This window comes from Flavobacterium flavipallidum (genome assembly GCF_038289905.1).
GTDB classification, from domain to species: Bacteria; Bacteroidota; Bacteroidia; order Flavobacteriales; family Flavobacteriaceae; genus Flavobacterium; species Flavobacterium flavipallidum.
In genome coordinates, this window is record NZ_JBBYHU010000004.1 from 28,902 (window position 1) to 51,596 (window position 22,695).

Annotated in this window: 27 protein-coding genes; 22 read left to right on the plus strand and 5 right to left on the minus strand. The window is 34.3% G+C overall.

What is annotated here, in order from left to right; genetic code table 11:
* Window positions 1-28: 28 nt before the first annotated feature.
* The 4 genes from AAEO59_RS03130 (at window position 29) to AAEO59_RS03145 (ending at window position 3,708) form a co-directional block, all read left to right on the plus strand.
* The gene (locus AAEO59_RS03130) at window positions 29-1,384 is read left to right on the plus strand and encodes a UDP-N-acetylmuramate--L-alanine ligase (protein ID WP_341699297.1); all 1,356 of its coding nucleotides are present in this window, start codon (window positions 29-31) and stop codon (window positions 1,382-1,384) included.
* An 85-nt stretch (window positions 1,385-1,469) separates the two neighbouring features.
* A complete protein-coding gene (gene radC / locus AAEO59_RS03135) occupies window positions 1,470-2,162 on the plus strand; it encodes a RadC family protein (protein WP_341699298.1) in 693 nt (230 codons plus the stop codon).
* An 8-nt stretch (window positions 2,163-2,170) separates the two neighbouring features.
* Window positions 2,171-2,860, plus strand: coding sequence for a YjjG family noncanonical pyrimidine nucleotidase (locus AAEO59_RS03140; RefSeq protein WP_341699299.1), 690 nt, complete (start codon window positions 2,171-2,173; stop codon window positions 2,858-2,860).
* 92 nt (window positions 2,861-2,952) lie between these two features.
* Window positions 2,953-3,708 (plus strand): hypothetical protein, encoded by a 756-nt coding sequence (locus AAEO59_RS03145; RefSeq protein ID WP_341699300.1) that lies wholly within the window; start codon window positions 2,953-2,955, stop codon window positions 3,706-3,708.
* A 92-nt stretch (window positions 3,709-3,800) separates the two neighbouring features.
* On the opposite strand, the gene AAEO59_RS03150 is transcribed toward AAEO59_RS03145, so the two are convergent.
* Window positions 3,801-5,078, minus strand: coding sequence for a replication-associated recombination protein A (locus AAEO59_RS03150; protein WP_341699301.1), 1,278 nt, complete (start codon window positions 5,076-5,078; stop codon window positions 3,801-3,803).
* Between the two features lie 204 nt (window positions 5,079-5,282).
* Between AAEO59_RS03150 and AAEO59_RS03155 the strand changes: the two genes are divergently transcribed.
* Entirely contained in the window at window positions 5,283-6,059 is a 777-nt protein-coding gene (locus AAEO59_RS03155) for a rhomboid family intramembrane serine protease (protein WP_341699302.1), read from the plus strand.
* 47 nt (window positions 6,060-6,106) lie between these two features.
* On the opposite strand, the gene rlmB is transcribed toward AAEO59_RS03155, so the two are convergent.
* The 4 genes from rlmB to AAEO59_RS03175 form a co-directional block, all read right to left on the minus strand.
* Window positions 6,107-6,841, minus strand: a complete 735-nt coding sequence (gene rlmB, locus AAEO59_RS03160; RefSeq protein WP_341699303.1) for a 23S rRNA (guanosine(2251)-2'-O)-methyltransferase RlmB — start codon at window positions 6,839-6,841, stop codon at window positions 6,107-6,109.
* A gap of 66 nt (window positions 6,842-6,907) precedes the next feature.
* Window positions 6,908-7,798, minus strand: coding sequence for a hypothetical protein (locus AAEO59_RS03165; RefSeq protein ID WP_341699304.1), 891 nt, complete (start codon window positions 7,796-7,798; stop codon window positions 6,908-6,910).
* A gap of 10 nt (window positions 7,799-7,808) precedes the next feature.
* Window positions 7,809-9,458: a SusD/RagB family nutrient-binding outer membrane lipoprotein gene (locus AAEO59_RS03170; protein WP_341699305.1), complete on the minus strand. Its 1,650-nt coding sequence runs from the start codon at window positions 9,456-9,458 to the stop codon at window positions 7,809-7,811.
* Window positions 9,459-9,525: 67 nt separating this feature from the next.
* Window positions 9,526-12,678 (minus strand): SusC/RagA family TonB-linked outer membrane protein, encoded by a 3,153-nt coding sequence (locus AAEO59_RS03175; RefSeq protein WP_341699306.1) that lies wholly within the window; start codon window positions 12,676-12,678, stop codon window positions 9,526-9,528.
* 374 nt (window positions 12,679-13,052) lie between these two features.
* Here AAEO59_RS03175 and rpsL point away from each other — a divergent pair, with 374 nt between their 5' ends.
* The 17 genes from rpsL to rplE all read left to right on the plus strand — a co-directional run bounded on the left by rpsL (window position 13,053) and on the right by rplE (window position 22,694).
* Window positions 13,053-13,436 (plus strand): 30S ribosomal protein S12, encoded by a 384-nt coding sequence (gene rpsL, locus AAEO59_RS03180; RefSeq protein ID WP_007136570.1) that lies wholly within the window; start codon window positions 13,053-13,055, stop codon window positions 13,434-13,436.
* Window positions 13,437-13,552: 116 nt separating this feature from the next.
* Window positions 13,553-14,029, plus strand: a complete 477-nt coding sequence (rpsG, locus tag AAEO59_RS03185) for a 30S ribosomal protein S7 (RefSeq protein ID WP_026714651.1) — start codon at window positions 13,553-13,555, stop codon at window positions 14,027-14,029.
* 11 nt (window positions 14,030-14,040) lie between these two features.
* Complete coding sequence (gene fusA / locus AAEO59_RS03190; RefSeq protein ID WP_341699307.1) at window positions 14,041-16,197, plus strand: elongation factor G; 2,157 nt, start codon at window positions 14,041-14,043, stop codon at window positions 16,195-16,197.
* Between the two features lie 11 nt (window positions 16,198-16,208).
* Window positions 16,209-16,514 carry a 30S ribosomal protein S10 gene (gene rpsJ / locus AAEO59_RS03195; protein ID WP_007803605.1) on the plus strand — a complete coding sequence of 102 codons (306 nt, stop codon included), beginning with the start codon at window positions 16,209-16,211 and terminating at the stop codon, window positions 16,512-16,514.
* Window positions 16,515-16,669: 155 nt separating this feature from the next.
* Entirely contained in the window at window positions 16,670-17,287 is a 618-nt protein-coding gene (gene rplC, locus AAEO59_RS03200) for a 50S ribosomal protein L3 (protein ID WP_341699308.1), read from the plus strand.
* Window positions 17,287-17,916, plus strand: coding sequence for a 50S ribosomal protein L4 (gene rplD / locus AAEO59_RS03205; protein ID WP_341699309.1), 630 nt, complete (start codon window positions 17,287-17,289; stop codon window positions 17,914-17,916). The genes rplC and rplD overlap by 1 nt, the downstream gene beginning before the upstream one ends.
* A 6-nt stretch (window positions 17,917-17,922) precedes the next feature.
* The gene (rplW, locus tag AAEO59_RS03210; protein ID WP_066329368.1) at window positions 17,923-18,213 is read left to right on the plus strand and encodes a 50S ribosomal protein L23; all 291 of its coding nucleotides are present in this window, start codon (window positions 17,923-17,925) and stop codon (window positions 18,211-18,213) included.
* Between the two features lie 20 nt (window positions 18,214-18,233).
* Window positions 18,234-19,058 (plus strand): 50S ribosomal protein L2, encoded by an 825-nt coding sequence (gene rplB / locus AAEO59_RS03215; RefSeq protein ID WP_341699310.1) that lies wholly within the window; start codon window positions 18,234-18,236, stop codon window positions 19,056-19,058.
* A 7-nt stretch (window positions 19,059-19,065) separates the two neighbouring features.
* Entirely contained in the window at window positions 19,066-19,344 is a 279-nt protein-coding gene (rpsS, locus tag AAEO59_RS03220) for a 30S ribosomal protein S19 (protein WP_024981511.1), read from the plus strand.
* An 8-nt stretch (window positions 19,345-19,352) separates the two neighbouring features.
* The gene (rplV, locus tag AAEO59_RS03225) at window positions 19,353-19,763 is read left to right on the plus strand and encodes a 50S ribosomal protein L22 (protein ID WP_341699311.1); all 411 of its coding nucleotides are present in this window, start codon (window positions 19,353-19,355) and stop codon (window positions 19,761-19,763) included.
* A gap of 7 nt (window positions 19,764-19,770) precedes the next feature.
* Window positions 19,771-20,520 (plus strand): 30S ribosomal protein S3, encoded by a 750-nt coding sequence (gene rpsC / locus AAEO59_RS03230; protein ID WP_066329360.1) that lies wholly within the window; start codon window positions 19,771-19,773, stop codon window positions 20,518-20,520.
* 18 nt (window positions 20,521-20,538) lie between these two features.
* Complete coding sequence (gene rplP, locus AAEO59_RS03235) at window positions 20,539-20,964, plus strand: 50S ribosomal protein L16 (protein WP_026714643.1); 426 nt, start codon at window positions 20,539-20,541, stop codon at window positions 20,962-20,964.
* Between the two features lie 12 nt (window positions 20,965-20,976).
* On the plus strand, window positions 20,977-21,168 hold the full coding sequence (gene rpmC / locus AAEO59_RS03240) for a 50S ribosomal protein L29 (protein WP_341699312.1): 192 nt from the start codon (window positions 20,977-20,979) through the stop codon (window positions 21,166-21,168).
* A gap of 17 nt (window positions 21,169-21,185) precedes the next feature.
* Window positions 21,186-21,443: a 30S ribosomal protein S17 gene (rpsQ, locus tag AAEO59_RS03245; protein ID WP_026714641.1), complete on the plus strand. Its 258-nt coding sequence runs from the start codon at window positions 21,186-21,188 to the stop codon at window positions 21,441-21,443.
* Window positions 21,444-21,445: 2 nt separating this feature from the next.
* Window positions 21,446-21,814 (plus strand): 50S ribosomal protein L14, encoded by a 369-nt coding sequence (gene rplN / locus AAEO59_RS03250; protein WP_026714640.1) that lies wholly within the window; start codon window positions 21,446-21,448, stop codon window positions 21,812-21,814.
* Between the two features lie 11 nt (window positions 21,815-21,825).
* Complete coding sequence (gene rplX, locus AAEO59_RS03255; protein WP_341699313.1) at window positions 21,826-22,140, plus strand: 50S ribosomal protein L24; 315 nt, start codon at window positions 21,826-21,828, stop codon at window positions 22,138-22,140.
* Window positions 22,141-22,142: 2 nt separating this feature from the next.
* Complete coding sequence (gene rplE / locus AAEO59_RS03260; protein WP_341699314.1) at window positions 22,143-22,694, plus strand: 50S ribosomal protein L5; 552 nt, start codon at window positions 22,143-22,145, stop codon at window positions 22,692-22,694.
* The last annotated feature ends 1 nt before the right edge of the window (window position 22,695 follow it).

A 22,695-nucleotide genomic window follows, 5' to 3' on the forward strand; every position in this document is an offset into this window, starting at 1 on the left:
GATAATAATACGCATAAGCGATACTAATATGAAAACACATTTTATAGCTATTGGCGGAAGTGCTATGCATAATCTGGCTTTAGCATTGCATAATAAAGGATATCAGGTTACAGGAAGCGATGATGCTATTTTTGAACCGTCTAAATCACGTTTAGAGAAGAAAGGAATTCTTCCAGCCGAACTAGGGTGGTTCCCAGAAAAAATTACCGCGGATATTGATGCAATCATTTTAGGGATGCATGCCAAAGCGGATAATCCTGAATTGTTGAAAGCACAGGAATTGGGTTTGAAAATCTATTCGTATCCAGAATTTTTATACGAACAATCTAAAAATAAAACGCGTGTAGTTATTGGTGGTTCTCATGGGAAAACGACTATTACTTCAATGATTTTACATGTTATGCATTACCATGGTATTGAGGTAGATTATATGGTAGGTGCGCAATTAGAAGGTTTTGATACTATGGTGCATCTTACAGAAGAAAATGATTTTATGGTTCTGGAAGGTGATGAATATTTGTCTTCACCAATTGACAGACGACCTAAATTTCATTTGTACCAACCCAATATAGCCTTGATTTCAGGAATTGCATGGGATCATATCAATGTGTTTCCAACGTATGAAAATTATGTGGAGCAGTTTGAAATTTTTATTGGTAAAATTACCAATGGAGGAATTTTAGTATACAATGAAAACGATTCAGAAGTACGCCGTGTGGCTGAAGCTGCGACAAATCCAATTCGAAAAATTGCGTATCACACACCAAATTATAAAGTTGAAAACGGAACTACTTTATTAGAAACTCCGGAAGGCGATATGCCAATTGAGGTTTTTGGTGCGCATAATTTGAATAATTTGGCCGGAGCCAAATGGATTTGCCAGAATATGGGTGTGGATGAAGCTGATTTTTATGAAGCAATTGCCAGTTTTAAAGGTGCTTCAAAACGATTGGAAAAAATTGCAGAAAGTAAAAATAAAGTAGCTTATAAAGATTTTGCTCATTCGCCATCAAAAGTTTCGGCAACGACAAAAGCAGTTGAAGAACAATATCCTGACAGAACTGTAGTAGCATGTTTGGAATTGCATACTTATAGCAGTTTGAATGCTGAGTTTTTAAAAGAATACGAAGGTGCATTGGCTCATGCTGATACGGCAGTAGTTTTCTACTCTCCTGATGCTGTGAAGATTAAACAATTGGAAGAAGTAACATATGAGCAAATTGCCAAAGCTTTCAATCGTGAAGATTTAATTATTTACACCAATCCTGCTGAATTCAAAGAATATCTGTTCAATTTGAATTTGGATAATTCGGCATTACTATTGATGAGTTCAGGAAATTATGGGGGATTGAATTTTGACGAAGTTAAAGAATTGATAGGTTAGTTTTTTTGTAGGAAAAAAGATTTTAATTTAAAGATTTAGTTTTATATTTACTTATTGTGAGTTATTGTAAACTAAATCTTTTGCTATGGAAAACAATCATTTCCCTATTACCAATTGGTCAGAAGACGATAAGCCTAGAGAAAAACTGATGCTTAAGGGCAAAAGTGCCTTAAGTGATGCCGAGTTAATTGCTATCTTGATTGGTTCAGGAAGTCGAAACGAATCGGCGGTGGATTTAAGCAAAAGAATTTTGGCAAGTGTTTCTAATAATCTAAATGCATTAGGGAAACTCAGTTTAAGTCAATTGATGCAATTTAAAGGTATTGGTGAAGCTAAAGCAATTTCTATCGTTGCTGCGATGGAATTAGGAAGGAGGAGAAGGGCGGAAGAAACCGTTGAATTAACCAAAATTACTTCGAGTAAGATAGTTTTCGAAATCATGCAGCCTATTATTGGTGAGTTGCCTCATGAGGAATTTTGGATTTTGTATCTAAATAATTCCAATAAGGTTATTTCAAAAACCCAATTAAGTATAGGAGGAATTACAGGGACATTAGTGGATGTCCGTTTGGTTTTTAAATTGGCGTTAGAGAGAGGAGCAACAGCATTAATTTTATGCCATAATCATCCTTCAGGGGCATTGATTCCAAGTGATGCTGATAAGCAAATTACAAAGAAATTAAAATTAGCCGGTGACAGTCTAGATGTTAAAGTTTTAGATCATTTGATTGTGACTGAGACAAAATATTATAGTTTTGTAGATGAAGGAATATTTTAAAAGCGAAAATGAGAATTGATAATATAAAAGATGTGTTTTTTGATTTAGATCATACGCTTTGGGATTTTGACAAAAATTCGAAAATAACCTTCGAAACTATTTTCACCCGAAATCATCCAGAGGTTGCTATTGAATCTTTCATTAAACATTATATTCCAATTAATCAGGCCTGTTGGAAATTGTACCAATATGATAAAATTACACATCAACAGTTGCGTTATGATCGGTTAAAATTGTCTTTTGATGCGATTGGTTATTCTATCTCAGATGTTGAAATTGATAATATTGCACAAGAATATATTGATTTGCTAACTGATAATAACCATCTTTTTGAAGGGACTTTTGAAATTTTGGAATACCTAAATAGAAAATACAATTTGCATATTATTACCAATGGTTTTGCCCATGTGCAGGTTAAGAAATTAAATAATGCGAATTTAAGTGCTTACTTTTCTACTGTCACTAATTCGGAAATGGCGGGTGTAAAAAAACCAAATCCTATTATTTTTGATTATGCTTTGAATTTGGCTCAAGCCAAAAAAGAAACAAGTGTGATGATAGGAGATTCTATTGAAGCTGATGTAATAGGAGCATTAGAGGCTGGAATGGAAGCAATTTATTTTAATGAAAACAACGAAGCTGTAGACAGCAATATTAAACAAATCAATCATTTATTAGAACTTAAGAATTATTTATAGCAATAGGTAATTTTTTTAAAATGTGCTTTGCAAGCAACTTTTTTTAAAAATACAACTCTATAAGATTACAAACTATTTTAAACAATATTTATATGAAAAAACAATTTCTATTACTTCTATTGCTTGTTTCCAGTTTTGGTATAGCGCAATCCTTAAACGATTATAAAACGGTTATTGTTCCTTTGAAATACGAATTTTTGAAATCAGAAAATCAATATCGAATGGCTACTTTGTCAAAATTTAATTTGAATAAAGTAGGATTTGATGTGTATTATTCTAATCAGGTTGTTCCAAATGAAATCAATAGATGCGCTGTTTTGAATTACGATATTGTAAAAGACAGTGGCTTTTTAACAACGAAATTATATCTAACATTTAAGGATTGTTATGGTAAAATTGTTTATCAGTCAGAGATTGGTTTAAGTAGAGAAAAAGATTTTCAACAAGCCTACAATGAGGCCCTAAATAAGGCTTTTGAATCAGTTTACGCTTTAGAATATCAATATAATGGAGGTGTTAATGCTGCTGTTGAACAAAAAGTAGAGAAAGTTGAAAAAGCTAAAGAAGTTGTTTCTGCGACTGTAACTGCTCCGGTTCAAACTATTGTGAATCCTGTGATTGATTCTAATGAACAACTTTTTGCACAACCATTAGCAGGAGGTAATTTTCAACTAATCGATAGTAAACCAAGTGTTATTATGAAAATTTATAAAACTTCGGATGCAAATTCTTTCTTAGCACAAAAAGGAAATCAGCAGGGTGTTTTGGTTAAAAAAGACAATCAATGGTTTTTTGAATATTTCCAAAATGATCAGTTAGTTTCAGAAAAAATAAACGTTAAGTTTTAATTCAGCTTTCAGTCCCGATAGCTATTTATACAGATTTCAGATTAAGAATGTTTATCATCTAGTCTGAAATCTGTTTTTTATTTCTAATTTCTTTAATAATCGTATTTGTCTTTCCAACGGTTTTTAAGGAAATCCCGGGTTGAATTTTCTCTGGAATTATTTCCCGGAACGTAGATAGCTGTGTTTTTAATTTCTTCTGGTAAATATTCTTGTTCGGCAAAATTGTTAGCATAATCATGCGAATATTTATATTCTTCGCCATATCCTAATTCTTTCATTAATTTAGTGGGAGCATTTCGCAAATGTATCGGTACAGATAAATCGCCAGTTTGTTTTACAATTTGTTGTGCTGTATTTATGGCCATGTAAGAAGCGTTACTTTTTGGTGAAGTAGCTAAATAAATAGCACATTGACTTAATAAAATTCGGCTTTCAGGATAGCCAATAGTAGTTACAGCCTGAAAAGTATTGTTAGCCATGATTAATGCCGTTGGATTAGCATTTCCAATGTCTTCACTTGCAGAAATAAGTAATCTTCGGGCGATAAATTTTACATCTTCGCCACCTTCAATCATTCGAGCTAACCAATAGACTGCTCCGTTAGGATCGCTACCACGAATAGATTTAATAAATGCCGAAATAATGTCATAATGTTGTTCTCCCGTTTTGTCATAGAGAACTGTGTTTTGCTGAACTAATTCCAGTACTCTGTCATTGGTAATAATAATTTCATCTGAGGCAGAAGCATTGATTATTAATTCGAAAATATTCAACAGTTTACGTCCGTCACCTCCGGAAAGTCTTAATAAGGCTTCGGTTTCTTTGAGTTGGATTTTTTTGTCTTTTAAATAGGTGTCCGTTTTCATCGCGCGTTCTAGTAAAGCTATTAAATCGCTTTTAGTAAACGCATTTAAAACATAAACCTGACATCTTGATAGTAAAGCCGGAATCACTTCAAAACTTGGATTTTCAGTTGTTGCACCTACAAGAGTAATCCAGCCTTTTTCAACTGCTGCTAATAAGGAATCCTGTTGTGATTTGCTAAAGCGATGAATCTCATCGATAAATAAAATCGGATTTTTGGCCGTGAAAAGTCCTCCGCATTGTTTGGCTTTATCAATAACATCACGTATGTCTTTTACACCCGAATTGATTGCACTTAAAACAAAAAAAGGACGTTGTGATTCCTGTGCTATAATCTGTGCTAAGGTCGTTTTTCCGGTTCCTGGAGGTCCCCAAAAGATTAATGAAGGGATAATTCCTTTGGTAATTTGTTGTGTCAAAGAACCATTTGGGCCAACCAAATGTAATTGACTGATGTATTCATCTAATTTTTGTGGTCGTATTCGTTCTGCTAGTGGTGCTTCCATGCTGTAAAATTACTATTTTTATTTGAAGCTATTCCTGCTCTCCACTATATCTTTTATCCCGTTTTGACAACGGGATAAAAGGATGTCGTTGCGATCAGGGCTAAAAATATAAGTGCGATAAATAAAAAAAAAGGTTTCGTCTGACAAAATAGCATTCTATTATTTTTGGTTTTATAATTGCTTGAGTTATTAAAAAGAAAATAAATGGATAAACATTTCAAATTTACTAATGTAGTAGTTGGCTTACCACTTTTTTTTGTGTTCTTCCTTTGGTTTGTATATTGGCTCGAAATTCGTTTTGACTTTGATTTTGTTGAGAACGGAATCTATCCTAGAACTTTTTCGGGATTACAAGGTGTGATTTTTAGTCCTTTTGTACATTCCGGTTTGGAGCATTTGTATAATAATTCCATACCACTTTTAGTTTTGTTAGCTACTTTACAGTTTTTTTATTCAAAATTATCCTTTCAGGTAATTACATATGGCATTTTGATTTCAGGAATTATTACGTGGATTATTGGTAGAGAAAGCTACCATGTAGGAGCAAGTGGTTTGATTTATGTGTTGTTTTCTTTTATATTTTTCAAAGGTATTTTTACCAAATATTATCGTTTAGTTGCGTTATCACTTTCTGTAATTATGATGTACGGTGGAATGATTTGGTATGTATTTCCCAAGGTAGATGATACGGTCTCTTGGGAAGGGCATTTGGCAGGATTAATTACAGGATTGTTTTTGGCGCTTTATTATCAAACTCCTGAGTTTAAAAAAGTTCCTAAATACGATTGGGAAATGCCTGATTATAATCCGGAGGAAGATAAATTTATGCAGCGTTTTGATAAAAACGGAAATTTTGTTAATCCGCCTAAAGAAGAGGTTCATGAAGAATTTGACGAATTTCAGAATTACTATATTTCTAATCAGGAAGTAAATTATGAAATTGTGCCAAAAGAAAAAAACGAATCAGAGCCTGAGTCCTAATTCGTTTTTGATATTTTCTGAAATCTAAGTTCTGCTTTCTAAAATCGTTAGCTTCTTTGTCTTACGGCTTCATATAAAAAGGCGCCACAAGCAACAGACACGTTTAAGGAACCAATGCTTCCAAACATAGGTAACTTTGCTTTTTCATCCACAATTTTTAATACTGAAGGATTTACTCCGCGATCTTCAGAACCCATTATGATGGCAACAGCATCTGAAAAATCAACATTGTAAATGGTGTGCTCTGTTTTCTCAGTTGCAGCAATAGTTTTAATGCCATTTGCCTGTAATAGGAAAATAGCGTCTTTGATATGTTCAACTTTACAAATTGGAATATTGAAAACTGCACCAGCTGAAGTTTTAACAGTATCTCCATTTACAGGTGCAGCACCTGATTTTTGGATAATGATTCCGTTTACACCTGTACATTCGGCCGTTCTGATAATTGCACCAAAATTACGAGCATCTGATATTTGATCTAATATTAAAAACAAAGGTTTTTTACCGTTTTCCAAAACAGTTTCAACTAATGTTTCCAAATCAAAAAAGGAAATAGGAGAGATAGTGGCAACTGCTCCCTGGTGATTGTTAGGTGTTAGTTTATTCAGTTTTTCAACAGGAACATAGGAGAAATTGATGTTGGCTCTTTTCATGGCCTTCATTAAATCTTTCATTAATTCCCCAGAGGCTTCTTTTTGAATATATACTTTATCTATACTTGCTCCAGATTGAATCGCTTCAATAATGGCTCTAATTCCGAATATTTGCTGTTCTTTTTCCATGGGGCAAATATATAAAAAAAACATCCCACTATGAGTGAGATGCTTTTTTCTAAATTCGAATATTTTTTAATTAGCAACCTTTTTAAGTTCAAAATTGTACTTTTCGTAAGGTCCAAAATTCATTGATAAAATTATATCACCTGTGCAAGAACCTACAGTTCCAGTACCTGTTACAGGTAGTGATAACCAGCCTGTGTAATTAAGATTTACATTTGAAACTAATGTTACTGTTGAATTAGAAGGGTCGATTGTTACAATATAGTAGGAGTCAGTGTTGTCAATATATGGATTGTTAGTGTTTAAAATTTTAAATTTCAATAATCCAAAATTACTATCATATACTAATGGTACTATTTCACCAGGTTCATAATCAGCCCATGCATCTTCAACAACTTCATAGTTTCCATTAAATTGAGATGCATCATTCAATGGGCATGATATAATATAAGTCAATGCAGGATTATAGTATGACTGATTAGATACGTCTGCTCCATAATTTTTTACTCCTTCATCTGAGTACATTTTTATTATTCTGCCATCTTTTAAAGTCAAATTTGTAGTAATAATTAATCTGTCAGAAACTTGAATATCATCTGCATTATCAATTGAAAAGGCATCATATAGATCGTTTTGATCTAAATGCATAGTGTATGGGAATTCAGTAACATTAGACATAAAAACTTTTCTCTCTACTCCTTCAGAAGTGTAATAAAAACCAACAATATCTGCTGATGCGATATTTCCATAAAGTGGTTCAACTGTGAAGCCTAAATCTATGTTCTCTTCATTTTTGAGAGCAATATAATTTATGGCTTGATCAGATGTGCTCAACTTTGTTAAGTTAGGTGTTGCACCAATAGTTAAATTTTTTTTTGATTTTCCTCCGTCATCTTCACAAGATGCTATTATTGACACTATCAATAATAAAGGCACAATAAGTGATTTTATTTTTTTCATGATATTTTTTTTAGTTAGCCCAAAAGATTTTATATGTTGAAGGGTTTTTTTGGTTTGGCGAGTTAGCATTATTACTTAACTCGTTTTGTGGCCAGTAAAATGAAACTTGGAAATTGTTGTTTAAAACAGTTTGTGAATCATCTAGATCGAATCCATCATCGTTATTAAGTTGGTATTCTGGACTAGTGCTTTTTGGATTTGCTAAAATTGGATAACCTGTTCTTCTGTAATCTGTGTATTGATCTGCAGGATCACCAAAAGTTCCAACCCATTTTTGAGTCATGATTATTTCTAATTTTTTAGCAGTATTAGCATTTGTGAATTCGGTTATTATTTTGCTAATGAAAGTTTCAACTTGAGTAGAACCTGTTAATTCAGGAACTGTTTGAGTTGTTTTACTGTTTGCTACGACCTGATCAACTTTGGCAAAACTAGCTCTTAATGCTGATTCTAAAACATCTGTTACATTTCCAGTTGTTAATATTCCAGTTTGTATTAATTCTGCTTTGATGTATAAATACTCATCGTAAGTTAAGATTCTATGTGGGGCAATTCCTCGTCCAGAAAATTCCTCATCTAAAACAGCAACAGAACCACCTTCGCCATCGTTATATCTTCCACCTGCGGGAAAAATCCCTGGGTATGTATATGAATTTTCGGCACTTTTATCTCTGTCAGGACCTGTGCTTCCAAATCTTATACTGAAAAATCCTGTTGAAGCATCCCAATAATCAGCGTTTGGATCTCCTGTAGTAGCATCTCCTTGGTCAGCTGGAAATTCACCTGGCTGTAATTGGTTATAAAAATAATAATTCATTCTAGGGTCTGGATTACCATTATGAATATTTGGATTAACGCCTTTTAATATTTCATAAAACCATGGACTTTGATAGGTTCCGAATTGGGTACTTTCATAGGATTCTTTGAATAAACTATTTCTTTGGTAAGAAGGAGAAATAGCGTCAAAGTGATTAAATTGAAAATCATCTTCTATTGATTGGAAGAAATTATTTTCTGCAATTAAGGCGTTAAAGCCTGCTGTATCAAAATCCGATGTTAAACGTGTCTGATTGTATAATTTCAATTTGAAAGTATTTGCAAAACGAATCCATTTTTCAGTTTTACCTCCATAAATTAAGTCGTCAGTACTTGGTTTTAAACCTTTTCCTGTCTTTATGTTTGTTTTGGCAGTTTCTATAAGTTGAAAAATTGAGGCATATATCTCCTTTTGATCATCAAACTTAGGAGAAATGATTCCACTAGTTAACTTAGTGGCTTCGCTATAAGGAACATCACCCCATAAATCTACGGCATTTGCCATTATGTAAGCTTTCTCTAACTGAGCAATACCAACATAGATTAAATCTTCACTTTTAGTGCCTTGAGAAATAAGTGTTTCTAAATCAGTTAGTGCTAAATAAGTGGCATTCCAGTCGTTTTCTAAAGGTATGTCGTCAACCTTAACTCCATATTGGTCTTCATCCTCTCTCGAAGTGAATTGATGGGTATAGGTAGATAAGATTCTTCCCATATTGTCATTATAGCCTCCAATTGCTGAAATGCTCACCTGTGTGTTTGTTAATAAAAAATTAAGTGGAGCCACTGTTGGGTAATCTTTATCTGTGTCTACATCTAGGTAATTTTCACAACTTAAAAACATTGTAGAAATTATAGATAGGACTACTATCTTTTTGCTTGATATTATTTTGTTTATGAGTCTCATCTGATTAAAATGTTAAGTTTACTTTAAATCCTAGTCTTTTAGCAGTTGGGGCTGCTGAAGTTTCTATTCCTTGTAATTTACTTGAACCATAGCTGGTTGCTTCAGGGTCAAAATTGGTATATTTAGGAACGTTTGGAGCAAAATACCATAAATTATTTCCAATGATGCTAAAGCTCATTTTTCCAAATGCAGTTTTCTTTAGAATACTATTCGGTACATCATAAGTTAAACTCAATTCTCTTAGTCTAAATACAGTACCATCATATATTGAAGCTTCGTCTACACTGTTGATAGCAAATGTATTTCCACCAGCTGGTGAGAAATATAATTCATTCATACTTAATTGGATTGTATTTGGGATTTTATTTCCTTGACCATCTAATATAGGATTAAGGTCGCTATCAGCATAATAACCTGGAATTATGAAAGTTCTTTCTCTGTTTTCAGTGTCTTTGGTTACTCCTCTTCCTAATAAACTTTGAATGGTTACTGAGCTTATATCGCCGCCTTGTTTCCAGTCAAATTGTGATGCTAAAGTAAATCCTTTGTATTTGAATGTATTGTTAAATGTGATTTTAAAATCTGCATTTGGGTCTCCAATAATTCCTAATTTGGTGTCTTCATAAATAGCGCCTCCATTTTCATTAATTAAGAAGTTACCATCGTTATCGCGCGCAAATTTTGAACCGTAAAATACACCGAAAGGTTGTCCAGGTATGGCATACCCAACTTCATTTGGATCAAGTTGGATTCTTTCTAATCCTTCTCTTAGTTTGGTAACTTCATTTTTGTTTTTTGTAAATAAGGTTCCAAATGTCCATTTAAAATTATCTGTTTGGATAGGTATTAATGTTAAATTGGCTTCTATACCTTTATTTAAAATATCACCTGCATTTGTGTTGTATTCTTGGTAACCAGATGAAGCAGGTACAGTTACTGGTGTTAATAAATCGGTTGTTTTTTTATGATATAAACTTAAATCAAGCATTATTCGACGATTGAAAAATTCCAAATCGGTACCAATTTCAAATTCGTTTGAGAATTCAGGAGTAATTGCTTGATCACCTAGAGTTGTACTATTTCCAATTGTTGGAAGTCCATTAAAGGCATCTCCTAGTTCGTAAGAAATTCTCAAGAATTCAGCATCTATATCTCGTCCTACTCTTGCAAAACTTCCTCTAATTTTTGCAAAAGTTAAAACATCGCTTTTTATATCGAAAGCATCGGTAATAATTGCAGAAGCACTTACAGAAGGGTAGAAGTAGGTATTGTTGTTTTTTGGTAATGAAGAACTCCAGTCTTTTCTTGCTGTTGCATTTAAGAAAAGATAATCATTGTAAGATAAAGTTAAATCCGCAAATACACCTGCATTTCTCTTTTGAGCAGTCTCATCGGTAATGCTTTTTATTGTTTTTACATTTCTTAGGTTGAAAATGTCAGGAACAATAAATTCATTTCCAAGATTGGTTTGTCTCGTAAATTCGTTTTGTAGTAAGTTGTTACCAATGATTGCTGCTAAATTAATTTTATCTGTTAAATCATAGTTGAAATTAATTAATAAAGTAGACTCAATATCTTGATTCATGTAAAAGTCTTTTTTAAGAGAACCTTTTCCATTATCAGCTCGTGAGCCAATATCTCTGACTTCATCACGATTAAGTTTGTAGTTGTTGATACCTACTCTATAAGAGGCTGAAATATTTTTATTAAACGTATAGTTTAGATTTAAACCAGCAACTATCCTGTCTGTGTTTGTTGTAATTTGATCGTGTTTCCAAGACCACATCGGATGATCGTATCCTGTTCCGTTTGGAATTACGGATGCTCCGGTTATTGGATCTTCATATGGTAGGTTGAAATCCCAGTTACGTGCTAAAAATAAAGTTCTTGCAAATGATGATGCTGCTCCATCATATTGATTTTCTCCAAAGAAACCACCAATTTGTTTTGTTTTAGAATAACTAAAATTAGAGCCAACGGTTAATTTTTTGCTTAATTTAAAGTTTCCACCAGCAGACATATATGTTCTATCGTAAGAGTTGTAAGGGATATATCCGTCTTGTGACATATTAGATAATGTTGCGTTGAAATTACCATCTTCTCCAGAGTAATTAAATCCAATTGTTTTATCTAATACAAGTCCTGTTCTAAATAAATCTTTTACATTATTTGGTTTTGCTACATAAGGAACTGTAGCTCCAAACTTATCTGGGAATGCAGCAAGTAATGATGGCCAAGTAGGTATGGTTTCTAATGAATCAAAACGTGCTCCCCATGAACCGTTCACATTTCCATATTCAAATAGTGTTCCGGCTCCATATGTATTTTGATATTCAGGAAGATTTGCTATAGTTTCAAAATATGAACCAATTCCGACGTTTACATTTAATTTTTCTGTTTTTTTGAATTTAGAAGAGCCTGATTTAGTCGTAATAACGATAACACCATTCATTGCTCTTGATCCATAGAGCGCGGCAGCTGCAGTACTCTTAAGTACATTGATCTCCGCAATATCGTTAGGGTCTAATGTTGATAGAGCACTTTCGTAACCACCACCACCAGTTACTTGACTAGAACTAGTTACTTGGTTATTACTGTATGCGACACCATCAACAATGATTAAAGGATTTGTGTTTCCTGTTAATGAATTGGTTCCTCTAATCGTGATTTGGTTGGCAGCACCAGCAACGCCTGTTGAAAAATTAACATTTACACCTGCAACTTTTCCAGAAAGAGCTCTTGTTAAATCAGGTTCGGATGTTTCAGTAATATTTTCTGATTTTACTGAGCTAGTAGAGTAACCAAGTTTTTTTGGATTCCTTTTAATTCCGAATGCTGTAACGACTACACCCTCAAGCTCTACCGCATCGTCAATCAGAGTTACTGAAATTGTGGTTGAGTTTGCTAGCTTTTCTTGTGTTTTCATTCCTATAAAGCTAAAGATCAGTGTTTGCGATGCTGAAGCTTTGATTTTGAATTTTCCATCAAAATCGGTCTGTGTTCCAAGCTGTGTTCCTTTGATTAAAATACTAACGCCTGGTAGTGGAAGTCCTGCTTTATCATTAACAGTACCACTTACGATTCTTTCTTGTGAGTAAGAAAGTTGGAATATCATTACGATAAATAATGATAGTAACGCATTTAGTTTTGGGTTCATTGAATGTGGGTTTTGGGTTCTTGTAAGCAAAAATCTTAATAAATTGTTAATTCTCCAAATTCAAAATGAAGTATTTTATGCGTGCATATCAAATTTAACATTTAACAATTTTATTTTAATATGTTATAAAAGTGATATTGATGATTAATTTAGTTTGATTTTTGTGTGATTGTTGAGTGATTTTTTTTAAAAATTTTGGTTTTGTTATAGGTTCTTTTTGTTTTTCTGACTTTTTTTTGGGGTTATTTGATTTGTTAAAAACAATCTCTTTGAAAATTAATGAATTAACATTTGTAGAGTAAAAAATAATTTATACATTTGCAACCCCGTAAAAAGCGGGAATTTAATTTACATAATAATTTTTAGTATTAATTATGCCAACAATTCAACAATTAGTAAGAACTGGAAGAACTCAGATAACTAAGAAGAGTAAATCGGTTGCTTTAGATTCTTGTCCTCAAAGAAGAGGGGTTTGTACGCGTGTTTACACTACTACACCAAAGAAACCAAACTCAGCGATGCGTAAAGTTGCGCGTGTGCGTTTGACAAATGGTAATGAAGTGAATGCTTATATCCCGGGTGAAGGTCACAATCTACAAGAGCACTCGATAGTATTAGTTAGGGGTGGAAGGGTAAAAGATTTACCAGGAGTTAGATATCACATCGTTCGTGGTGCGCTTGATACATCAGGTGTTGCTGGAAGAACGCAAAGAAGATCTAAGTATGGTGCTAAACGCCCAAAAGAAGCAAAAAAGTAATTTAAAACGTTAAGAGTTAGAGGTTAGGAGTTAAGGGGTTGAGTCGGAGCTTTGGTTTTGATTAGTAACACATAACATTTAACGGATAACCCGAAACTTTTTATTAAAAAAAAGACATGAGAAAAAGACAGGCCAAAAAAAGACCTCTTTTGCCAGATCCAAGATTTAATGATCAATTGGTAACACGTTTTGTGAATAACTTAATGTGGGATGGTAAAAAATCTACAGCTTTTAAAGTGTTTTATGATGCAATTGATATCATTGAAACTAAAAAGCAAAATGACGAGAAAACTTCATTAGAAATCTGGAAAGATGCTTTAACTAACGTTATGCCTCACGTAGAAGTACGTAGTCGTCGTGTTGGTGGAGCTACATTTCAAATTCCAATGCAAATTCGCCCAGACAGAAAAATTTCTATGGCAATGAAATGGTTGATCCTTTATGCTAGAAGAAGAAATGAAAAGTCTATGGCGCAAAGATTGGCTTCTGAGTGTTTAGCTGCGGCTAAAGAAGAAGGGGCAGCTGTTAAGAAAAGAATGGATACTCACAAGATGGCAGAAGCTAATAAGGCTTTCTCTCATTTTAGATTTTAATTCATAGAGAAATGGCTAGAGATTTAAAATATACAAGAAATATCGGAATTGCGGCTCACATTGATGCTGGTAAAACAACTACAACTGAGCGTATTCTTTTTTATACAGGTAAGTCACATAAGATTGGTGAGGTGCACGATGGTGCTGCAACAATGGACTGGATGGCACAAGAGCAAGAAAGAGGTATTACAATTACTTCTGCTGCTACAACTTGTGAGTGGAATTTTCCAACGGAGCAAGGTAAGTTGTTGCCAGAATCGTTACCATACCATTTTAATATTATTGATACTCCTGGACACGTTGACTTTACTGTTGAGGTAAACCGTTCTTTACGTGTATTGGATGGATTGGTTTTCTTGTTTTCTGCTGTTGATGGTGTTGAGCCACAATCAGAAACTAACTGGAGACTTGCTGATCAATACAAAGTTCCTCGTATGGGGTTTGTTAACAAAATGGACCGTCAGGGATCTAACTTTTTGGCAGTTTGTCAGCAAGTTAAAGATATGTTGAAATCAAATGCTGTTGCTATTACTTTGCCAATCGGTGAAGAAAATGATTTCAAAGGAGTTGTTGATTTAGTGAAAAACCAAGCTATCGTTTGGCATGACGCTACTCAGGGAGCAACTTTTGATATCGTAGATATTCCTGCTGATATGATTGATGATGTGAAGCATTATCGTTCTATTCTTATCGAAGAAATCGCTACTTATGACGAGAATCTTTTAGATAAGTATATGGAGGATGAGAACTCTATTACAGAAGAAGAGATTAACACTGCTCTAAGAGCTGCTGTTATGGATATGGCTATCATTCCTATGATTGCTGGTTCTTCTTTCAAAAATAAAGGAGTTCAATTCATGTTAGATGCAGTATGTAAATATTTGCCTTCTCCATTAGATAAAGAAGGAATTCAAGGTATTCATCCTGATGATGCTGAGTTATTGGAAGAAGATCAAACTAAAATCTTGCGTAAGCCAGATGTTAAAGAGCCGTTTGCTGCTTTAGCATTTAAAATTGCTACTGACCCATTCGTAGGTCGTTTAGCTTTTTTCCGTGCTTATTCAGGAAGATTAGATGCTGGTTCTTATGTTTTGAATACTCGTTCAGGAAATAAAGAAAGGATTTCTCGTATCTACCAAATGCACGCTAACAAACAAAATCCAATTGAGTATATCGAAGCTGGAGATATTGGAGCTGCTGTAGGATTTAAGGATATTAAAACTGGAGATACATTGTGTGATGAAAAACACCCAATTATTCTTGAGTCTATGAAATTCCCTGCACCGGTAATTGGTATTGCTATTGAGCCTAAAACTAAGGCTGACGTAGATAAAATGGGTATGGCTTTGGCTAAATTAGCTGAGGAGGATCCAACATTTACAGTTAGAACTGATGAGGCTTCAGGGCAAACAATTATCTCAGGTATGGGTGAGCTTCACTTGGATATCTTGGTAGATCGTATGAAACGTGAATTTAAAGTTGAGGTGAATCAAGGTGAGCCTCAGGTAGAGTACAAAGAAGCGTTTACAAAATCTGCTCAACACAGAGAGGTTTATAAGAAACAATCTGGAGGTCGTGGTAAATTCGGTGATATCGTATTTAGAGTTGAGCCTGCTGATGAAGTTGATGGTAAGCCGTTTGTTGGATTGCAATTTGTTAACGAAGTTAAAGGTGGTAACGTTCCTAAAGAATATATTCCTGCTGTTGAAAAAGGTTTCCGTGAAGCTATGAAAACAGGTCCTTTGGCTGGTTACCAAGTTGATAGTTTAAAAGTGACTTTATTAGACGGATCTTTCCACCCGGTGGATTCTGATGCTCTTTCTTTTGAATTAGCTGCTAGAATGGGTTATAGAGAAGTTGCTAAAGCTGCTGGAGCTGTTATTCTTGAGCCAATCATGAAAATGGAGGTTATTACACCTGAAGAAAACATGGGGGATATCGTAGGTGATATCAACCGTCGTAGAGGTCAGGTTAATGACATGGGTGATAGAAATGGTGCGAAAACTATTAAAGCTGATGTGCCTTTGTCAGAAATGTTTGGTTATGTAACTACATTAAGAACATTGTCTTCTGGTAGAGCGACTTCTACAATGGAATTCTCTCACTATTCAGAAACGCCTTCTAATATTTCAGAAGCAGTAATTAAAAAAGCAAAAGGAAACGCTTAATCTTTAAGAAAATGAGTCAAAAAATCAGAATAAAATTAAAATCTTACGATCATATGTTGGTAGATAAGTCTGCTGAGAAGATTGTAAAAACGGTTAAGACTACCGGAGCAGTGGTAACAGGACCAATTCCTTTGCCAACTCACAAAAAATTATTTACAGTATTGCGTTCTCCGCACGTAAATAAAAAAGCAAGAGAACAATTTGAAGTAATGTCATATAAGAGATTGATTGATATTTATTCATCTTCATCTAAAACTATCGATGCTTTAATGAAATTAGAATTACCTAGTGGAGTTGAAGTAGAAATCAAAGTTTAAGGTTTTTTTTCAAGAGTAAATTAGAGCACTTCGTTTAAGTGAAAAGTTTTTTTGGATTGTGTGTAAATAAGTTATACTTTTGCACCACTTTTTAAAACAGCTCACTTAAACGATTGTGTTCTGTTTTTATATTTAATAATTAATAATTAATATTTATGTCTGGGTTAATTGGTAAAAAAATCGGCATGACTAGTCTTTTTGATGAGAACGGGAAGAATATTCCTTGTACTGTTATTGAAGCAGGTCCATGTGTCGTTACCCAAGTCAGAACCAACGAGGTTGACGGGTATGAAGCGTTGCAACTTGGTTTCGATGACAAAAACGAGAAACATTCCACTAAAGCGGCTTTAGGTCACTTTAAAAAAGCTGGAACTGTTGCTAAGAAAAAAGTCGTTGAATTCAAAGATTTTGCAACTGAACAAAAATTAGGAGATCTTATCGATGTTTCTATTTTTGAAGAAGGAGAATTTGTAGATGTACAAGGTGTGTCTAAAGGTAAAGGTTTTCAAGGTGTTGTAAAACGTCACGGATTCGGTGGGGTTGGACAAGCGACACATGGTCAACATAACCGTTTGAGAGCACCAGGTTCTGTAGGAGCTTCTTCTTATCCATCTAGAGTATTCAAAGGAATGCGTATGGCTGGAAGAACAGGAGGAGAAAATGTAAAAGTTCAAAACCTTAGAGTTTTAAAAGTAGTGGCTGATAAGAACCTACTTGTTATTAAAGGATGTGTTCCTGGTCATAACAACTCTTATGTAATCATTCAGAAGTAATGGAAGTAAAAGTATTAGATTTCAACGGAAAAGATACTGGAAGAAAAGTTCAACTTTCTGATTCAGTATTCGCAATTGAGCCAAATAATCATGCGGTATATCTTGATGTGAAGCAATATCTTGCTAATCAAAGACAAGGAACGCATAAAGCTAAAGAAAGAGCTGAAGTTGCGGGAAGTACTCGTAAGATTAAAAAGCAAAAAGGAACAGGTACAGCTCGTGCAGGTTCTGCTAAATCACCTGTTTTTAAAGGTGGAGGAACTATTTTTGGGCCTAGACCAAGAAGTTATTCATTTAAATTGAATAAAAACTTGAAACGTTTGGCTAGAAAGTCAGCTTTCTCTATCAAAGCAAAAGAAGCAAACATTATCGTTCTTGAAGACTTTAATTTTGACACTCCAAGCACTAAAAATTTCGTTAATGTTTTGAAAGCTTTAGAGTTAGAAAATAAAAAATCATTATTTGTGTTGGGTGATACCAATAAAAATGTATATTTGTCGTCACGTAATTTAAAAGCGTCTAATGTTGTAAGTAACTCAGAATTAAGCACTTACGCTATTTTGAATGCTAATAATTTAGTGCTTTTAGAGAGTTCTTTGGAGGTAATTGAAGAAAATTTAAGTAAATAATAGGATATGAGCATCATAATAAAACCTATAGTAACGGAAAAAGTAACCAAAGAAAGTGAAGTTTTAAACCGTTTTGGATTTGTAGTTGACAAAAAAGCAAACAAAGTTGAAATTAAGAAAGCTGTTGAAGCTGCTTATGGAGTAAACGTGGTGAGTGTTAACACAATTAATGTAAGACCGGATAGAACTACAAAATACACTAAAAGTGGTTTAATCAGTGGAAAAACAAATGCTTATAAAAAAGCAATTGTTCAAGTACAAGAAGGAGAAACAATTGATTTTTACAACAATATCTAAGATATTAATAAGATATAACAATGTCAGTAAGAAAATTAAAACCTATTACCGCAGGTCAGCGATTTAGAGTTGTGAATGGTTATGACGCCATTACAACTGATAAGCCGGAACGCTCTTTGATAGCGCCGATAAAAAACTCTGGAGGTAGAAATAGTCAAGGAAAGATGACCATGCGTTATACGGGTGGTGGTCACAAGCAGAGATACCGTATCATTGATTTCAAAAGAACTAAAGATGGAATTCCAGCTACAGTGAAATCAATTGAGTACGATCCAAACAGAACTGCTTTTATTGCTTTATTAGCTTATGCTGATGGAGAAAAAACCTATGTTATTGCTCAAAATGGATTGAAAGTTGGTCAGAAATTAGTTTCTGGTGCTGATGCTCAACCAGAAATTGGTAATACTTTACCATTGAGTAAAATTCCTCTAGGAACTGTTATCTCTTGTATTGAGTTACGTCCAGGACAAGGAGCTGTAATCGCTCGTTCTGCTGGAACTTTCGCTCAATTAATGGCAAGAGATGGAAAATATGCTACAATTAAAATGCCTTCTGGAGAAACAAGATTGATCTTGTTGACTTGTTCAGCTACAATTGGAGCAGTATCTAACTCAGATCATCAATTAGTAGTATCTGGTAAAGCAGGTAGAACTAGATGGTTAGGTAGAAGACCAAGAACAAGACCAGTTGCGATGAACCCTGTTGATCACCCAATGGGAGGTGGTGAAGGTCGTTCTTCTGGAGGACATCCACGTTCAAGAAATGGAGTACCAGCTAAAGGTTATAGAACTCGTTCTCCGAAAAATCCGAGTAATAAGTATATCGTAGAACGTAGAAAGAAATAATTAAGATATGGCACGTTCATTAAAAAAAGGACCTTTCGTTCATTATAAATTAGAGAAGAAAGTAGAAGAAAACATCGCAGGTGGAAATAAAGGAGTTGTTAAGACTTGGTCTAGAGCTTCTATGATTACTCCTGACTTTGTTGGACAAACTATCGCAGTTCATAACGGTCGTCAATTTGTACCTGTTTACGTAACTGAGAATATGGTAGGACATAAATTAGGAGAATTTTCACCAACTAGATCTTTTAGAGGTCATGCTGGAGCAAAAAATAAAGGTAAAAAATAAAAGAAGCAATGGGAGTTCGTAAAAGAGAAACAGCAGATGCGAGAAAAGAGGCTAATAAGTCTATTGCTTTCGCAAAATTGAATAACTGCCCTACTTCACCTAGAAAAATGCGCTTAGTAGCGGACTTGGTAAGAGGTCAGAAGGTAGAAAAAGCACTTAACATATTGAAATTCAGTTCTAAAGAAGCTTCAAGAAAATTAGAAAAACTATTATTATCAGCAATCAATAACTGGGAGCAAAAAAATAGTGAAGGTAATTTAGAAGAAGCTGGATTATTTGTTAAAGAGATCAGAGTAGATGGTGGAATGATGTTGAAAAGACTTCGTCCAGCTCCGCAAGGTCGTGCACACAGAATCAGAAAACGTTCTAATCACGTAACAATCGTGTTAGGAGCTATTAATAACACACAAGCAAATTAATAACAAGATGGGACAAAAGACAAATCCAATTGGAAATAGACTTGGTATCATCAGAGGATGGGACTCTAACTGGTATGGTGGAAATGATTACGGTGATAAATTAGCCGAAGATCACAAAATCAGAAAGTATGTTCATGCTCGTTTATCAAAAGCTAGTGTATCTAAAGTAATTATCGAGAGAACTTTAAAACTTGTAACCGTTACTATCACTACGGCTCGTCCAGGTATCATTATTGGTAAAGGAGGTCAAGAGGTAGACAAGTTAAAAGAAGAACTTAAGAAAGTTACTGACAAAGAGGTTCAAATTAACATCTTTGAAATTAAAAGACCTGAGTTAGATGCTTATTTAGTTGCAACAAGCATCGCTCGTCAAATCGAAAGCCGTATTTCTTACAGACGTGCAATCAAAATGGCTATTGCTGCTTCTATGCGTATGAACGCTGAAGGTATCAAAGTTTTGATTTCTGGTCGTTTAAATGGTGCTGAGATGGCGCGTTCAGAAGGTTTCAAAGAAGGAAGAATTCCTTTGTCAACTTTCAGAGCTGATATTGATTATGCACTTGCTGAAGCACATACTACTTATGGTAGAATGGGTATCAAAGTGTGGATCATGAAAGGTGAGGTTTACGGAAAGAGAGAATTATCTCCTCTTGCTGGAATGGATAAAAAACAATCTAGTGGTAAAGGTGGTGATGCTCCTCGTGGAAAATCTAACTTTTCAAAAGGTGGTAAATCAGACGCTCGTAAAAGAAAGTAATTTTTAAATTAAAGAAAAATGTTACAGCCTAAAAGAACAAAATACCGTAAGGTACAAAAAGGTAGAATGAAAGGTAATGCTCAAAGAGGGCATGAACTTTCTAACGGAATGTTTGGTATTAAATCTGTTCACGAAGATGGTGCGTTTCTTACTTCACGTCAAATCGAGGCAGCTCGTATCGCAGCTACTCGTTACATGAAGAGAGAGGGACAATTATGGATTAAAATATTTCCAGATAAACCAATCACTAAGAAACCTCTAGAGGTACGTATGGGTAAAGGAAAAGGAGCCGTAGAATACTGGGCTGCTGTTGTTAAACCTGGAAGAATTATGTTTGAAGTTGGTGGAGTTCCATTATCAGTTGCAAAAGAGGCTTTACGTCTTGCAGCTCAAAAACTACCAGTTAAAACTAAATTTGTTGTTGCTAGAGATTTCGAAGCATAATTTTATATTATTATGAAACAATCAGAAATAAAAGGTCTTTCTGCAGCACAGTTGCAAGAGAATCTTAGCCAGGCTAAGAAAGCTTATGCTAACCTAAAATTAGCTCACGCTATATCTCCAATTGAAAATCCACTTCAAATTAGAAGTTTGAGAAGATCAATTGCTAGATTGGCTACAGAGCTTACTAAAAGAGACTTGCAATAATTTGTAATCTGCGAAAGATGGAAAAAAGAAATTTAAGAAAAGAAAGAATTGGGGTTGTTACTTCAAACAAAATGGATAAATCTATTGTTGTTTCTCAAGTAACTAGAGTAAAACACCCGCTATACGGAAAATTCGTATTGAAAACAAAGAAATTTGTTGCACATGACGAAACAAACGACTGTAACATTGGAGATACTGTAAGAATTAGCGAAACGCGTCCTTTAAGTAAATCTAAATGTTGGAGATTAGTTGAAATCTTAGAAAGAGCTAAATAATTATGGTACAACAAGAATCAAGATTAAAAGTAGCAGATAACACGGGTGCTAAAGAAGTTTTAACTATCCGTGTTTTAGGAGGTACTAAAAGAAGATATGCCTCTGTTGGTGATAAGATTGTAGTATCTATTAAAGATTCAACTCCAAACGGAAACGTAAAAAAAGGAGCTGTATCAACTGCAGTTGTAGTACGTACTAAAAAAGAAGTGAGAAGAGCTGATGGTTCTTACATCCGTTTCGATGACAATGCTTGTGTTTTATTGAATGCAGCAGGAGAAATGAGAGGAACTCGTGTTTTTGGTCCGGTAGCAAGAGAACTTCGTGAAAAACAATTCATGAAAATTGTATCATTAGCACCAGAAGTGCTTTAATTCGTTATAAGATGATAAAGCTAAAAATAAAATCAGGTGACATCGTAAGAGTAATTGCTGGAGACCATAAAGGTGCTGAAGGTAAAGTTTTAAGTGTTGACCGTGAGAAAAACAAAGCGATTGTTGAAGGTGTAAACTTAGTGTCTAAACACACTAAGCCTAGTGCAAAAAATCCTCAAGGAGGAATCGTTAAGAAAGAAGCTCCTATCCAAATTTCTAACATCTCTTTAATTGATCCTAAAACTAAGGAAACAACAAGAGTAGGTGTAAGAGTTGAAGGAGATAAGAAAGTAAGATTTTCAAAAAAATCTAATCAAGTACTATAGTAATGGCGTATATACCTAGATTAAAAGAGGAATATAAGAACAGAGTAATCTCTGCTCTTACAGAAGAATTCGGTTATAAAAACGTAATGCAAGTTCCTAAATTGGAAAAAATCGTTTTAAGCCGTGGAGTTGGTGCAGCTGTATCTGACAAAAAATTAATCGACTATGCAGTTGAGGAATTGACTAAGATCACTGGACAAAAAGCAGTTTCTACAATCTCTAAGAAAGACGTTGCGTCTTTCAAATTGAGAAAAGGAATGCCGATTGGAGCAAAAGTTACTTTACGTGGAGAAAGAATGTATGAGTTCTTAGACAGATTAATTACATCTGCTTTGCCACGTGTAAGAGATTTTAACGGTATCAAAGCTACTGGTTTTGATGGAAGAGGAAACTACAATCTTGGAGTTTTAGAGCAAATCATTTTTCCAGAAATTGATATTGACAAAGTGAACAAGATTTCAGGAATGGATATCACTTTTGTTACTACTGCTCAAACAGATAAAGAAGCAAAGTCATTATTGGCTGAATTAGGTTTACCTTTTAAAAAGAATTAAG